The sequence below is a fragment of the Streptomyces sp. NBC_00258 genome (assembly GCF_036182465.1).
Lineage (GTDB): Bacteria > Actinomycetota > Actinomycetes > Streptomycetales > Streptomycetaceae > Streptomyces.
The window spans coordinates 5,004,501-5,019,228 of sequence record NZ_CP108081.1; the positions used below are offsets into that span (position 1 = coordinate 5,004,501).

General features: G+C 69.8%; 15 protein-coding genes. 1 reads left to right on the forward strand and 14 read right to left on the reverse strand.

The features are described 5' to 3' along the window. Window positions 1-4: 4 nt before the first annotated feature. The 5 genes from OG718_RS22225 to OG718_RS22245 all read right to left on the reverse strand — a co-directional run bounded on the left by OG718_RS22225 (window position 5) and on the right by OG718_RS22245 (window position 6,261). Window positions 5-1,405: an AI-2E family transporter gene (locus tag OG718_RS22225; protein WP_328844996.1), complete on the reverse strand. Its 1,401-nt coding sequence runs from the start codon at window positions 1,403-1,405 to the stop codon at window positions 5-7. 135 nt (window positions 1,406-1,540) lie between these two features. Continuing rightward, the gene (locus tag OG718_RS22230) at window positions 1,541-2,239 is read right to left on the reverse strand and encodes a transglycosylase SLT domain-containing protein (protein WP_443055134.1); all 699 of its coding nucleotides are present in this window, start codon (window positions 2,237-2,239) and stop codon (window positions 1,541-1,543) included. Between the two features lie 437 nt (window positions 2,240-2,676). After that, window positions 2,677-4,002: a PhoH family protein gene (locus OG718_RS22235; RefSeq protein ID WP_055614475.1), complete on the reverse strand. Its 1,326-nt coding sequence runs from the start codon at window positions 4,000-4,002 to the stop codon at window positions 2,677-2,679. A 322-nt stretch (window positions 4,003-4,324) separates the two neighbouring features. After that, the gene (locus OG718_RS22240; RefSeq protein WP_143636710.1) at window positions 4,325-5,098 is read right to left on the reverse strand and encodes an isoprenyl transferase; all 774 of its coding nucleotides are present in this window, start codon (window positions 5,096-5,098) and stop codon (window positions 4,325-4,327) included. Window positions 5,099-5,862: 764 nt separating this feature from the next. Beyond that, window positions 5,863-6,261: a winged helix-turn-helix transcriptional regulator gene (locus OG718_RS22245; protein ID WP_328844997.1), complete on the reverse strand. Its 399-nt coding sequence runs from the start codon at window positions 6,259-6,261 to the stop codon at window positions 5,863-5,865. 67 nt (window positions 6,262-6,328) lie between these two features. Here OG718_RS22245 and OG718_RS22250 point away from each other — a divergent pair, with 67 nt between their 5' ends. After that, window positions 6,329-7,477, forward strand: a complete 1,149-nt coding sequence (locus OG718_RS22250) for a winged helix DNA-binding domain-containing protein (protein ID WP_143636714.1) — start codon at window positions 6,329-6,331, stop codon at window positions 7,475-7,477. Between the two features lie 53 nt (window positions 7,478-7,530). On the opposite strand, the gene OG718_RS22255 is transcribed toward OG718_RS22250, so the two are convergent. The 9 genes from OG718_RS22255 to OG718_RS22295 form a co-directional block, all read right to left on the reverse strand. Next, window positions 7,531-8,316, reverse strand: coding sequence for a class I SAM-dependent methyltransferase (locus tag OG718_RS22255; protein ID WP_328844998.1), 786 nt, complete (start codon window positions 8,314-8,316; stop codon window positions 7,531-7,533). A gap of 237 nt (window positions 8,317-8,553) precedes the next feature. Further along, window positions 8,554-9,429 carry an LLM class flavin-dependent oxidoreductase gene (locus OG718_RS22260; protein ID WP_328844999.1) on the reverse strand — a complete coding sequence of 292 codons (876 nt, stop codon included), beginning with the start codon at window positions 9,427-9,429 and terminating at the stop codon, window positions 8,554-8,556. Window positions 9,430-9,455: 26 nt separating this feature from the next. After that, window positions 9,456-10,082: an OmpA family protein gene (locus OG718_RS22265; protein WP_143636720.1), complete on the reverse strand. Its 627-nt coding sequence runs from the start codon at window positions 10,080-10,082 to the stop codon at window positions 9,456-9,458. Between the two features lie 2 nt (window positions 10,083-10,084). Continuing rightward, window positions 10,085-10,678 (reverse strand): hypothetical protein, encoded by a 594-nt coding sequence (locus OG718_RS22270; protein WP_328845000.1) that lies wholly within the window; start codon window positions 10,676-10,678, stop codon window positions 10,085-10,087. A 15-nt stretch (window positions 10,679-10,693) separates the two neighbouring features. Next, the gene (locus OG718_RS22275) at window positions 10,694-11,302 is read right to left on the reverse strand and encodes a pilus assembly protein TadG-related protein (RefSeq protein ID WP_306943367.1); all 609 of its coding nucleotides are present in this window, start codon (window positions 11,300-11,302) and stop codon (window positions 10,694-10,696) included. Further along, entirely contained in the window at window positions 11,299-11,508 is a 210-nt protein-coding gene (locus tag OG718_RS22280) for a hypothetical protein (RefSeq protein ID WP_328847805.1), read from the reverse strand. The genes OG718_RS22275 and OG718_RS22280 overlap by 4 nt, the downstream gene beginning before the upstream one ends. 135 nt (window positions 11,509-11,643) lie before the next feature. Then, the gene (locus OG718_RS22285) at window positions 11,644-12,405 is read right to left on the reverse strand and encodes a response regulator transcription factor (protein WP_143636724.1); all 762 of its coding nucleotides are present in this window, start codon (window positions 12,403-12,405) and stop codon (window positions 11,644-11,646) included. Then, window positions 12,398-13,822 (reverse strand): sensor histidine kinase, encoded by a 1,425-nt coding sequence (locus OG718_RS22290; protein WP_143636726.1) that lies wholly within the window; start codon window positions 13,820-13,822, stop codon window positions 12,398-12,400. The genes OG718_RS22285 and OG718_RS22290 overlap by 8 nt, the downstream gene beginning before the upstream one ends. A 1-nt stretch (window position 13,823) precedes the next feature. Further along, window positions 13,824-14,714, reverse strand: coding sequence for a DUF5936 domain-containing protein (locus OG718_RS22295; protein WP_186001150.1), 891 nt, complete (start codon window positions 14,712-14,714; stop codon window positions 13,824-13,826). Window positions 14,715-14,728: the final 14 nt, after the last annotated feature.

Genomic DNA, 14,728 nt, shown 5'->3' on the forward strand with positions numbered 1-14,728 from the left:
TCCCCTAAGACGGCGGCCCCTCCGTCGGGCGGTGTTCCACCGGGGCCACCCTCGTCGCCGTCGCCCCCCGCGGCACAGGCGACGTGCGCAGCGCCGGCTCCTGGGAGTACGAGCGGAGGTAGCCGACCACCGTGTTGGTGACGGCGACGAGCGGGACGGCGACGACCGCGCCGCCGATGCCCGCGACCATCCCGCCCGCGGCGACGGAGAGAACGACCGCGAGCGGATGAACCCGCACGGCCCGGCCGAGGATGAACGGCTGGAGGATGTGCCCCTCGATCTGCTGGACGGCGAGCACGACGAGCAGCGCCATGACCGCGGTGAAGACCCCCTGCGTCACGAGAGCCACCACGACCGCCAGTGCGCCCGAGACGACGGCACCGACCAGCGGGATGAAGGCGAACAGGAAGATGAAGACGGCCAGCGGGACAGCCATCGGTACATCCAGGAAGAAGATGCCCAGGCCGATGAAGATGGCGTCGATCAACGCCACTATCACCGTCCCGCGGACGTAGGCCGTGAGCGTGCGCCAGGCACGCGGGCCCGCCCCGGCCACCCCGGGCCGCGCAGCCGCCGGCACGAGCTTGAGCGTCCACTGCCAGATGCGCTTGCCGTCGTAGAGAAGGAAGAGCGTCGAGAACATCGTGAGGAGGATGCCGGTGAGGGCCTCGACGATGACGGTGACGCCTTCCAGGCCCGCCGACGTGATCTCGTCCGTGTTGGCGCCGACGGCCTCGCGCAGGCTCTTGGCGATGTCCTTGATCTGGTCCTCGGTGACGTGGAACGGGCTGTTGAGCAGCCAGCGCTGCAACTCGTCGATGCCGTCCTGGATCTGGTCGGAGAGGTTGTCGATGTTCTCCATGACCTGCCAGACCACGAACCATCCGACGAGCCCCATGACCACGAAGCCGAGGGTCGCGGTGAGCGCGGTGGCGAGCCCGCGCGGCACCCCGTACCGCCGCAGCCGCGCCACGGTGGGCTGCAGCAGCGCGGTGATGAGCAGCGCGGCGACGAAGGCGAGGACGACGAGCTGAACGGCGCTGATGACGCGCATCAACACCCAGACGGTTCCCGCGAGTACGAGCAGCCGCCAGCCGGCCTCCGCGGCGACCCGCATGCCCCAGGGAACGGCCGCCGCGGGATCGGGACGGGTGGCGACTGCCACGGGAGCGTCCGAGGGAGGGGAGGGAGGCCGGGTCGGTGTGCCGTTCCCGGTGGCGGTGGACGCGGCCGAGGCGTCGATGCCGTCCTTGTCGCCCCGATCGATGCCGTCGTTCCGGGCGAAGTCGTCGCGCCCGCCGAAGTCGTCGTCCTCGTCGGCCTGCGCGCGGCGTGCGCTCAACCGGTCTCCCATTTCGGTGAGTCCGGCGCCGACTCTGCTGAGCCACCCTGGCACTCGCGACATGATCCGTTCCTTTTCCCCGTTGTGCCCCACCACTCCCCCCTGGAGTCGTCGGCATCGACCGTACATGGCAGAAGCCCCTCACCGTAGGACGGTGAGGGGCTCTGAAAAGGTTGAGAGGACCGAGTGGCTGTCGGCCTAGTAGTAGTTGTTGGACTGCCAGAAGTCCCAGGCTCCGCACGGGCTGCCGTACCGGTCGTTCATGTAGCCGAGGCCCCATTTGATCTGGGTGGCCGGGTTGGTCGCCCAGTCCGCGCCGGCGGAGGACATCTTGGAGCCGGGCAGCGCCTGCATCAGACCGTAGGCGTCCGAGGTGGGGTTGTCCGCCCGGTAGTTCCAGCTGGACTCGTGGTCCACGATGGTGCTGAAGCACTGGAACTGGTCCGCCGGGACGATCTGGCGCGCCATGGCCTGGATCTCCGCGACGCTGTACGAGGACTGCGTCGGGAAGCTGGACGCGTCACGCGTGGCGGAACGGCTGGCAACCTTCTCGGCTTCCTTCCGCTCCTTCGCTTCCTTCTCGGCCTTCTCCGCGGCCTTCTGCTTGGCGACGGCGTCCTTGGCAGCCTGCTTGCGCGCAGACTCCTCGGCGTCCTTCTTGGCGGTCGCGTCGGCCGCGATGGCCTGCGAGTCGGCCTGCTGAGTCAGGGATGCGGTCTGCACCTGCGCCTGCGCACCCGCGGGTATGTCCGCGAGAAGCGTCGCGCCGGCTGCCGTTGCCTCCGCGTCGTCGCTCGAGGACGCGGTGTTGCCCGAGGCAACACCGGTGACAGCGCCGACAGCGGTGACCGCGGTGGCCGAGACCACTGCGAATCCCCGGACCGAAATCCGGCTCACACGGTTTCCTTCCAGCATCGCCCGCTACAGGTGACCCTCGCGGACGCAATCGTGCCCCTTGGCGCTGGCCTCCCAACTGCGGGGTCACGGGAGGCACGGGCCCGATGGGCAACTCCCATGACGGGAGCGCCACGTGGTGCTCGGGCGGCATACGACGGCTTTATGGAGTTCTGGTTGCTGCTGTGGTGCCGTACCGCTGGGGGCACAGATGTGTCGTATGCGGGGCCTGACAGGAGTGAGACTCTGCCGCACCCCGACACCGGAGGGCAATTCTGTGCCGGGTGTGAAAGCTCACACCTCGTTTGGCCCAGGAGTTTTTCGGAAACGAGCACGCGCCAAGACGCCGCCCGGCTAGGCTCTTCAGCCTTTGCCGGACGGCGTCAATTACCGTGTAGCCGCCACCCGTTGGACAGACCGGACGGGTGGGGTGATCTTGATCAGATGTGCCCGTCCTCCAGCATTTCGGTCACAAGCGCCGCAATCTGGGAGCGCTCGGACCTGGTGAGTGTGACGTGCGCGAAGAGCGGATGGCCCTTCAGCTTCTCCACGACGGCCACGACACCGTCGTACCGGCCGACCCTGAGGTTGTCCCGCTGGGCCACGTCATGGGTCAGGATCACCCGTGAATTCGCGCCGATTCGGGACAGAACGGTCAACAGGACGTTCCGTTCCAGAGATTGGGCCTCGTCCACGATCACGAACGCGTCGTGGAGGGAGCGGCCGCGGATGTGCGTGAGCGGCAGGACCTCCAGCATGCCGCGTGCGGTGACCTCCTCGATGACCTCGCGGCTGGTGACCGCGGAGAGCGTGTCGAAGACCGCCTGCGCCCAGGGGCCCATCTTCTCGGACTCGGAGCCCGGCAGATAGCCGAGTTCCTGCCCGCCGACCGCGTAGAGCGGACGGAAGACCATCACCTTCTGATGCTGGCGCCGTTCGAGCACGGCCTCCAGGCCCGCGCACAGGGCGAGCGCCGACTTTCCGGTGCCGGCCCGGCCGCCCATCGAGACGATCCCGACGTCCGGGTCGAGCAGCAGATCCAGCGCGATGCGCTGCTCGGCGCTGCGGCCCTTGATGCCGAAGGCCTCCCGATCACCCCGTACGAGCCGGACGTTGCCCTCGGACGTCACGCGTCCCAGGGCCTTGCCGCGCTCGGACTGGATCATCAGGCCCGTGTGGACCGGGAAGTCGGACGCCTCGGGGACGTACAGGGTCTCCTGGTCGAAGAGGAGGTCCACCTGCTCGCCGGAGAGCGTCAGTTCGGACATTCCGGTCCAGCCGGAGGAGCCCGTGATGGCGAGCTCCGCGCGGTACTCCTCGGCGAGGAGCCCGACCGAGGAGGCCTTGATCCTGAGCGGCAGGTCCTTCGACACGACTGTGACGTCGAACCCCTCGGCCTGCAGATTGCGGGCGACCGCGAGGATGCGGGAGTCGTTGTCCCCCAGGCGATAGCCGCTGGGCAGCACGCTGGGGTCCGAGTGATTGAGCTCGACACGTACGGTCCCGCCCAGTTCCCCGGTGGGGATGGGGGCATCGAGACGGCCGTACTTCACTCGGTAGTCGTCGAGCAGGCGCAGGGCCTGCCGGGCGAAGTAGCCGAGTTCGGGATGGTGCCGCTTGGCCTCCAATTCCGTGACCACGACGATCGGAAGCACTACTTCGTGCTCGTCGAAGCGGTTCATGGCGTGCGGGTCGGCCAGCAGGACGCTGGTGTCGAGAACATAGGTGCGCCGGTCTGGCATACGGCGCTTTGTGCTGGTCACCACGGAAGGACGTACCCCCTCGGATGAGGTCGGGGAGCGACGGAGGAGAGCTGGACCGGTGTGCGGCCGCGATGCACGGGCCGACTACCGGCCCTCTCCGCTTCGTCCGTACTGACCGCACGGTCGGGCTGGTGCAAAGGGCCTCCCGGGCGGACGGCCCCGTGCCGTCCGCTGAGATACGACACCCGTGGTTCGGGTGTCGACCTGCAAGGCTTATGCCCTCGAACGCGCGATGCCATGCCAAGGGCGATGACGGCGCGTTCGTTAACACCAGATGACGTACGTCCCTGATGGCGCCCCCTGCCAGAAGGGCGAACCCGGAAGCTCAGCCTCCGTAGCGCCTGTGTCGCGCCGCGTAGTCACGCATCGCGCGCAGGAAGTCGACCTTGCGGAAGGCCGGCCAGAAGACCTCACAGAAGTAGTACTCGGAGTGGGCCGTCTGCCAGAGCATGAACCCGGACAGCCGCTGCTCGCCGCTCGTACGGATCACGAGGTCGGGGTCGGGCTGGGCGCTGGTGTAGAGGTGCTTGCCGATCATGTCGGTGTCGACGATGTCGGCGAGCTCCTCCATCGAGGTGCCCTTCTCGGCGTGGTCGAGGATCATCGAGCGCACGGCGTCGGCGATCTCCTGGCGGCCGCCGTAGCCGATGGCGACGTTCACGACTATTCCGTCGACGCGCGCGGTGGACTCCTCGGCCTCCTTCAGGACGGTCTGCATCCGGGAAGGCAGGATGTCCGGCGTGCCGACGTGATGCACACGCCAGCGGCCGTCGGCGGCGAGCGAGCTCACGACGTTCTCGATGATGCCGAGGAGCGGTACGAGCTCTTCCTCAGGGCGGTCGAAGTTGTCCGTGGACAACAGCCAGAGGGTGACGACCTCGACGTCGGTCTCGGAGCACCAGCCGAGGAATTCCTCGATCTTGTCGGCCCCGGCCCGGTGTCCCTGGGCGGCGGTGCTGCCCGCCGCCTTCGCCCAGCGCCGGTTGCCGTCCATGATGACCCCGATGTGCTTGGGCACCTGGTCGTGGTCAAGGTGGCCTTCCACCCTGCGTGCATAGAACCTGACCAGCAAGCGGCGCAGGTTGTCGCGCAGGTTCACGTTTTCGTCAGCCCCTCCGTGCAGATAACGGTCCCCCGAGGGCGACACCCTACCGCTGCTGGAGCCCCGCTCCCCCTTGGGGTGCAAGGCCTCCTGCTCGCCGGGCGGCACCGGGCGAGGGCGGGCCGTGCGGGGCGCCGACGCCTCGCCGCATGGGACGACGGCACGTCAGGGGCGTACGCCGGGCGCGTGTGAGCGCACAAAAAACGGGCCGGTCCGTGGGGGGGAGACGGACCGGCCCGAGGGGGGGTTTCCACCATAACCCTTCGTAAGTGATGCTGCGTGCATCGGCGTGCCACAACTACTCTCCGGAGTCGCCCGACAACGCCCGAGTGAGTGCGGAAGCGTTCATTCAAGGGAAGAACGTGGCCGAATCACAGCGGATTCCAAGGCAGCGGAGGCGAATCCGGAGGGAACCAGGGGGTTTGCGAGCGGTTGTGGGGCACTGGGCCATCCGCCTCGGACGTACGCCCCAAGGGTGACGCACTCGGGAACGTCCACTTGACGCCAAGGTGGTTTCGCGGCCTCGGCCACTTCACGACTCCGACCGAACCGGAACCCCGGTGCGGGAACCCTGAACGCGCCCCCCGGCGCTGCCGGCAGGGCACCGCGCGGCCCCCTCCTCCGCGCGGTACCGCTCCGCGCAGCTTTGCTCACGCGAATTACCTTGCTTCGAATTTACGTGAGGCGGAGAGGTGCAACGGACCATCCGGGATAACGATGTGGAAACCCTGTGCACGTTTCCTGGATTTTCGTGAGGGGCCTCACCCGGTCCGGGTGGCGACCGGCGGCTCTTTGCTCAAGTCTGAGTGTTTACGGGAGATAATTTCCTTCATGTGCAGATCACCCCATTCGCCCAGCGGCAGGAGCGCGGTGTTCAGCGCCTTGCCCAGCTCGGTGAGCGAGTACTCCACGCGGGGCGGCACCTCGCCGTACACCTCCCGGTGCACCACTCCGTCCGCCTCCAGCTCGCGCAGCTGCTGACTGAGCACCTTCTCGCTGATTCCGGGAGAGTGCCCGCCGCCGATGTCCCGGCGCAGCTCCCCGAAGCGCATCGTGCCGCCCACGTGCAGCGCCCAAAGGATCATCGGCTTCCACTTGCCGCCCACGACGTCCACGGCCGCGTCCAGGCCACAGCTGTAGGGCCCCTTGTCCTTCGACATGGTCGACTCCTCCCAAGACCGGGGCAGCGGACAGGATCTGACCTCAATGACGTCTAGCGTCGCTGCCATGACATCGAGGATCACATGGGACGAGGCGAGCGCGCGGCGCTACGAGCGGCAACTGCTGCGGGCGCCCGCGCCGGCCGGCACCCCCGTCGCCGAGGTCGTTTCCACGCTGCTCGCCACGCACGCGCAGGTCCTGTCCGCCGCCGAGCTCTCCGTGGGCCTGCGGCTCGACGGCGCGACCCGCCAGGACGTCCGCTCGGCGCTGTGGGACAACCGGAGCCTGGTGAAGACGTACGGGCCGCGCGGCACGATCCATCTCCTCGCCGCCGCCGAACTCCCCTTCTGGAGCGCCGCGCTGACCGCCGTGCCGAGCGGCGCGAGCGCCCCGCCGGGCGTGCGGATGACGCCCGGGCAGGAGGAGCAGGTCGTCGCCGCGATCGGTGAGGCCCTCGACGGACGGCAGCTGACCATCGACGAGCTGTCCGAGGAGGTCGTGGCCCGCACGGGCCCCTGGGCCGGGGACCTCGTGATGGAGGCCTTCCAGGGCAAGTGGCCGCGCTGGCGTCAGGTCATGCATCGCGCGGGCCAGTCCGGCGCGCTGTGCTTCGCCCCCAACCGCGGCCGCAAGGCCGCCTACACCCGCCCGCCGCACTTCGACCCGCTCCCCGCGGACGAGGCGCTCGCCACGCTCGTGGGCCACTATTTGCACGCGTACGGTCCCGCGACGCCGCAGCACTTCGCCAAGTGGGCCGCCGCGCCCCGGGGTTGGGCCGCCGGCCTCTTCGCGACGCTGGCCTCCTCGGGCGGGATCGAGGAGGTCGACTTCGAGGGGGCGCCGGCCTGGGTGGTGGCGGGCGACACGGAGTTCACGGCTGAGGCCGTACGCGGGGTGCGGCTGCTCCCCTACTTCGACGCGTACGCCATCGCCGCGCAGCCCCGCGAGCGGATGTTCCCCGGCTCGGCGTACGAGCGGGCCCTGGCGGGCGGGCAGGCGGGGAACTATCCGGTGCTGCTCGTCGACGGCGTGGTCGCCGGGGTCTGGCACCAGCGGCGGCAGGGGAAGCGGACGACGGTGACGGTGGAGCCGCTTGCCCGGCTGACCAAGGCGCAGGAGCGGGAACTGCGGGAACAGGTGGAGCGGGTCGGTGAAGTGCTGGAGGCCGGGCCCGAGTTGGTGGTGGGGAAGGTGACGGCGGGCCCGCACGCGTAACCCGCGGACGTCAACTCCGCCCGGCCCTCGGGGGCTTGTTCGCGCCACGTGCTCTACGGCCGGCGAGCCTCGATGAGGTGGCGGGAGCTGTGGGCCACGAACGGGCCCTCGGCCACGATCCGCTCGTGCAGCTCCAGGAGCCGGGTCCGGTACTGGTCCACGGTGAAGCCGGGCACCATCCACACCACCTTCCGCAGGAAGTGCACGACGGCCCCGATGTCGTGGAACTCCATCCGCAGCCGCTCCGCACGCAGATCGACGATCTCAAGACCGGCCGCCTCGGCTCCGGCACGCTCACGGCCGGGGTGACGGGCGTTGCGGTTGGCCTCAGGCTGGGGGCCGAGGAAGTACTCGACGAGTTCGTAGACGCTGCTGGGTCCCACGTGCTGGGCGAAGTAGGTGCCGCCGGGCGCGAGGACACGGGCGATCTCCGTCCAGTGCGCCGTCACCGGGTGCCTGCTCACGACGAGGTCGAACGCCGCGTCGCCGAACGGCAGCGGGGCGTCCTCCGGTGAGGCGACGACCACCGCGCCGCGCGGGTGGAGCAGGGCGGTGGCCTTGGCGACGTTCGGCGGCCAGCCCTCGGTGGCGACCGTCAGGCGCGGCAACTCCCGTGCCGACGCAAGGACTTCGCCGCCGCCGGTCTGGATGTCGAGAGCGGCCTCCGCCGTGGCCAGACGCTCGGCCATGGCCCGCGCGTATCCCCAGGAGGGGCGCTCCTCGGTGGCCCGCCCCTCGAACCACGAGAAGTCCCAGCCCTCGGTGGGGGCGGCTTCGCCTTCGGCGACGAGTTCTTCGAAGGAGAGGGCGGAGGGGGTGGAGGACGCGGCCGGGTTCATCGGGCGATGGTGACAGGCGGGGTCGGAGTGCCGCGACCGAATTCCCGGGGGCCGGCCGCCGGGCGCTGTCACGTTCGCGGGTTCCCGTCGAGTACGGAGTCGAGTACGGAGTCGAGTACGAGGAGGACGTACGCATCCTCTCCACGGCGGACCCGAGCCGTCGTCGCTCATGCCGAGGGCGTCGGGCACCGGGCGCCGACACTCGGCCCCGGCATGAGCGACGACGGCTCGGGCCCCCTAGGGAACGAGGGGGCGTACGTCCTCGGCGGTGAAGCGCACGAAGGCCTCGGGGTCCGGTTCGTCGGCGGTCGGCTGGAGGATCACGGTGTCGGCGCCGGCGTCCGTGAGACGGCGGACGGCCTCGGCGACCGCCTCCGCGTCCCCGGCGACCCCGAGGTCCGGGACCGACGCCGCGCCCTCCGCCTCCAACTCGGCGCGGAGACGGGCGGCGGCGTCGGGGCCGGTGGCGGTGAGGAGGTAGACGACGACGGAGTGCGGGGCGTCGGTACGGGAGGCCGACTTCCGCCCCTCGTCGATCAGCTGGCGCGCCTTGCGCACGCCTTCCGGGGGCGTGCCGGCGGTGAGGATGGTGCCGTCCGCGAACTCGCCCGAGAGCCGGAGCGTACGCGGTCCTGTGGCTCCCGCGAGGATCGCCACCGGTGCCTGCGGGGGCCAGTCGAGGGCGACGTCGTCCAGCTTCACGTACCGGCCGTCCGTGGTCACCCGCTCGCCCCGCAGCAGCGCGCGCAACGCCACGAGGTACTCACGCAGCAGCGTCACGGGCGACTCGGCCCGCGCTCCGACCTGCCCCATCCAGTCCTGTACGCCGTGGCCGACGCCGACGATCGCCCGCCCCGGGAAGAGCCGGTCCAGGGTGGCGGTCTCCATCGCCGTCACGGCGACGTTCCGCAGCGGCACGGGAAGCAGACCCACTCCCACCCGCAGCCGTTCCGACCAGGCCAGCGCTGCCGCCGCCGCGGAGATCCCCCCTTCCAGAAAGCAGTCCTCCCACAACCACAGCTCCTCCAGCCCCGCGTCCTCCGCCGTACGGACCATCGCGCGCAGACGTTCTGGGGGCAGCTGAGGCCGGAACACGGCACCTAGTGCAGTCATGCCGCCTTCCTACCCGGTCCCGGGGGCTAACTCTCCCCCTTCGGGAACGTCACCTCCACGCGGCGGTTCTTGCGGCGGCCCTGTTCCGAGGTGTTGTCGGCGATCGGGTAGTCCTCGCTGTAGCCGCGTACCGCGAAGGTGACGTTCGTGCCGCCGAGGGCGGCGGCGAGTTCCTCGTGGACGACTTCGGCGCGGTTCTTGGAGAGGGTCAGGCCGTGTGCGTACGAGCCCAGGTTGTCGGTGAAGCCGAAGACGCGGACGTTCGTGGCGTTCTGGGCCTTGATCTCGTCCGCGATCGCCTTGATGCGGGAACGTGCCTCGGGGTTGAGTTTCGAGCTGTCCTTCGGGAACAGCACCTCCGCCTGGAGCGCGAACGTCACGTCCTCGTTGGTGTCCACGCGGCGTTCCTCGCCGCCGAGGTCCTCGACGACCGACTTGATGTCCAGCACCCGCGCGGGCGCGAGCGTGGCGCCGTCGGCGAGCTTCAGCCCCGGGCTGTTCGCGTCCACTTCAGGGGGTGGCGAACTGCTGACACTGCCCGGCGGAGCACTCGGGTCCTCGTCGTCCGCCTGGGCCGGGGTGAGGGGCGTCAGGAAGACGAGCGTGGTGAGGGCGGTGAAGGTGATCGCGGTGGTGCGGAGGGTGAGGGACATGGTCACTCGCCCTCGGAGAGTTCGACGGACGCGGGGGGCATGGAGCCGACCTGGAAGGAGACCTTGGTGGTGTCCTCGGGCGGGGCGGGGAACTGGGCGAACCACTCCGCGGTGTCACCCGACAGCACGCCCCCGGTGAACCGGGTGCACAGGCAGCGCCCTTCCGTGTCACGCAGGACGAGGTACTTCTTCTTGCCCTTCTGATCGACCACGCTCGCGCCGGCGATCGACCCGCCGTTCTTGGCCAGTTCGCTCTCGTCGCCCCGCCAGTCCGCGGCGACCCACGGCTTGCCGCTGCTGTTCGTCACCCTTCCTTCGACAGTGACGAAGCCACCGTCGTCCCGGGTGGCCGACGTGACAGCCAGGGTCAGACCGCCGGCCTTGACTTCCGCCAACGTCTGCTCGGCGGGCGGTGCTTGGGATTCCTGCTTGTCGTCGTCCCCGTCGTCGTTCTTTGCAGGCGACGAGGACGACGTCTTCTTGTCCGAACCGCCGTCGTCTCCCCCGCCGCAGCCGGCCACCGTGAGGACCAGCCCAGTCGTGATCGCCACCGCGGTCAGTACCGTGCGGCCCTTCTTGGTGCGCCGAATGTTCATCGGTACGGCTTCCTTTCACTCGGCCAGTTGCACAGAGAACAGCACGGACGCGTCCGGAAGGTCGTCCAAATCGAAATCTTCGGGGTCGATGTTCACCGGTTCGCCGTCGCAGTCGAGTTCGACGACGTCCTTGGGGTCCTCGGGTATGTCGAAGTCGCAGCGGGGCTCGATGACAGCCACGGCATCGGCCGTCGCCTGCATGTTCTCCGTGCCCGGGATGATGGAGTCTCCGACCGTGTAGTTGGTCTGGATCTCCACGTCGTAGCCGGGAAACTCGGCCACGGTCGCGCCCGCGAACCCCGTGACGGACGCGTTGTTCTCGGCGGCCAACGCGTCGGCCGCCGCGGCGGCTTCGCCGCCTTCGAGGTCTTCGGGATCGAGCCAGTCCCACCAGCCGGCGTCCCCTCCGACGACGGCGTCCCCCAGGCCCTTCACCAGTTCGTCCCGAGCGCTCTGTGCCGCGGCCAACGCAGCGGCGTCCGCCGCGGATTGAGCTCCGTTACGGGCGGACGCCGCTTGAGCGAATGCGAAGAACGCGAACCCGGCGAAGAGTAGAATCCCCGTCAGCCAGATGGCGATGGGGAGAGTCGACCCCCGGTCGCCGCGCGGACGTGCGGAGATCAGCCTCCGACGACGCTGGTGACCGCTGCCAGGATCGCACCCGAGATCAGGCCGTCCAGCCCCAGCCCGTCGATCAGCGTGAAGATTCCCGCGATCAGGATCATCAGGCCCGCGTACTCCACGAAGCCCGCTCCCGCGTCCCGGTCCCGTCCTCGCATTCGGGAGGCCACGGTGCGGGCCCACCCTCGGACCGCTTGCTTCGTCCCCATGGACGTCTCCGGCTGCAGGCTCTTGGTCACAGTGATCCCTTCCCTCCCACCCAAAACCACTACCGTCCCGCGCACCGTACGTGAGAACCCGCCTACTCCGGGTGGGTCCAGGGGCCCAACTTCCCGAGTTCGGAGTCACCGGTTCCACCCCTCGTGGGCCGTGCCCAGCCAGTGGGCGATCGCTTCGCTGCGGGTTGAACTGTGCAGCTTTGCGAAGATGCGATTGATGTGGTTCTTGACGGTCTTCTCGCTGATGAAGCACGTGGCGGCGATCTGCCGGTTGTTCATGCCGGCCGCGATGAGATCCATGACCTCCACCTCCCGTGAACTCAGCCCGAATTCCAGTGGGTTAGGGCCGCGGCGGTGGAGCCCCGCCGCGGAGGCGGGTCGAGCCTTCGACGACTGTGCCACAACCGATTGCAGATGCGAAGAGTTTTCGTTCGGTTCGTACGAAACACCGAGCGAATCCGACACAGCGGCGGCCTCGGCGGCGGAGGCCGTGAAGGTGGCCCTTCCGTCACTCAAGTTGCGGACGGCGGTGATGAGTTCGTCCGCCGTGAACTCGCCGTGCACGAGGTAACCGGCGGCTCCCAGGCGCAACGCCCGGGCCACCACCTCGGGTTCACGGCTGTACGTCAGCATCATCACGGGAGCCAGCCCGGCCAGCGAAGGCAGTGCCGTGAGGCCGTCCGTGCCGGGCATGCGGACGTCCAGCAGGATCACGTCGGGGCGGTGTCGGGTCGCGGCCGTGAGTGCCTCCGCACCGTTCGACGCCCGGGCCGTGACCCGGATGTCGGGGTGGGCGTCGAGCAGGGCCGCCAGGCCCGCCCGGACGACGGGGTTGTCGTCGGCCACGAGCACTCGTAGGGGCGGGCCGGGATGTGCCTGGTCAGGCATGTGCGGCCTCCTCTTGAGGAGTGTGTGAGGGGGACACCGGCAGGGCGGCGGCCAGCGGAAGGTCGACCTTGACCTCCGTGCCGCCCTGCTCGGCTCGGTGCAGCTGGAGGCCCGCGCCCATCGAGGTCGCGCGCTCCAGCATGCCCAGCAGACCGAAGTGGCCGGATTTCGCCAGGTGTTGTACGTCATTGAGGGATACGGCCGTGCCGGTTCCGTCGTCCAGCACGGTCAGGTGGAGCGAGGAGGGCGAGGCGTCGAGGGTCACGTCCACCCGCGTCGCCCCCGTCGCGTGGCGGTGCGTGTTCTCCAGCGCCTCCGAGACGATCGCCAGGAGGTGGTGGGAGGCCTCGGGCGGGAGTACGAGTGTGGGGGGCGCCTGGTAGTCGACGCTCGCCGTGATGCCCGTACGGCCGGTGAAGTCCGTTGCCCTCGACGTCAGTTCCGTCCTGAGGTCCGTGGGCGGGGCCGACAGCGCCGTGTGGTGGCGGAGGTCCGTCAGGAGGTCGCGGGACTCCGCCGCCGCGCGACGGGCCGCGCCTGCCACCGCGGTGGCCTGGGACTTGAGGGCGCGGGGGTCCGTGTCGTGGTCGGCGGCGACCGCGAGGGCCTCGGCGGACAGGGCCAGGCCGTGCAGCGTCTTCGCCACGGAGTCGTGCATCTCGCGGGCGAGGCGGGCCCGTTCGGACTCGACGGCCTCCGCGACGGCCAGGCGGGAGTTGGCCTCGGCGAGGGCCTGGCTGGCCGTGCCGAAGTGGAACATCAGATTGCGGAGGGTGACGCCGATGATGCCCGCGGCGATGCAGAAGCCGGCGACCAGGAGGGTGCTGGCGCCGGCGCCCGGACGGTGTTCCCAGGCTCTGAACACCGTGAGCAGCACGACGAGTTGGAGACCCGTGAAGACTCCGGAGCCGCGCCAGCCGTACAGCAGGCCCGCCAGGAGCGGGGTGCAGACGGCCGCGTACGCGAGAGGGGAGGCGGGGGACGCCGTCAGCAGGAGTACCGCGCCGAAGACCAGGTCCACCGCCATGAGGGTGGGGTGGGCGAGGAGGCGGGGGGCGAAGCGGTCCCAGTCCCTGAGCATGGCGTACGAGCCCATGACGCCGAGGACCGCCGCGGCGAGGACGCCGTAACGGGGCGGGCCGTCCGTCGCGTTGGCCGTCGCGAAGGGGGCTCCGATCGCGATCAGGGTGAGCCGGACCGCGAACGCCTGGCGGCACAGGGCCTGGAGGGCGTTGAGCTGGAGGCGGACGCTGCCGGGCGCTGCCGCGTCGTCTGCGAAGTAGCCTGTGGCCCACTTGGCGGAGCCGCCCGGAGGGAGGGCCGTTCGGAGGCCGCGGGTCCGTTGTGGCTGGTCGCGCAGTTCCCCGCGCCCCTTATCGGGGCGCCATGACCACCGGTGCTTCCAGGTCCCGGGCATCTCAGCGTCCCAGGATCGAGCCGAAGTTCGAGCCGGAGCCCAGGAACATGCCTGTGGCGATGAGGATCATCGTGGCCGGGAGCATGAAGACCAGGGTGACCATGGTCGCCTTGGGAATCGTCTTGGCGGCGCGGCGGCGGGAGTTCTGGGCGTCGGTGCGGCGCATGTCCGTGGCGAGCTGGATGAGGGTGTCCGCGATCGGGGAGCCCAGCTCCTCGCCCTGCTGGAGCGCCGAGACGAACTGGGCGACCTGTTCGGAGGAGTTGCGCTTGCGCAGTTCGTCGAAGGCCTGGCGGCGGCTGACGCCCATGTCCATCTGGCGCAGCGTGATGCGCAGTTCGTCCGCCCACGGGCCCTCGTAGTGGTCCGCGACCCGGTCGAGGGCCTGGCGGAAGCCGAGGCCCGCGGACACCACGACCGCCAGGACGTCCAGGAAGTCCGGGAGGGTGCGGTCGATGACCTCCTTGCGTTCGCGGATGGCCTGCCAGATGAGGGCGTCGGCGGCGAGCAGTCCGAAGGCGAGGGCCATCAGGGCGAAGAGGAGCTGCCCGTTGGTGAGGAAGATCAGGAAGAGCAGGACGCCGAAGACCCCGTACACGGCGCGGCGGGCCGCGTAGCGGTTCAGGGTCAGGCCGCCGGGGTTGCCCGCCATGTCGATGCGGCGGCGTTTGGCGTCGACGCGGCGGGGGCCCATCAGCCGCAGGACGAGCGGGGCGAACCGCATGCCGAGGCGGTCGACGGCCGAGTCGGACTTCGAGACGCGGGTGGCGCCGACCTCCAGGGCGAGCGCCATGTCGCCGGGGAGCTTGGCCTCCGCGCGGTACATGCGGATGCCGAGGAGCATGCCCCCGACGGCGAGGCCGGTCAGTGCGGCAAGGAGCAAGGCAAGCAACGTGATCCCCTCCT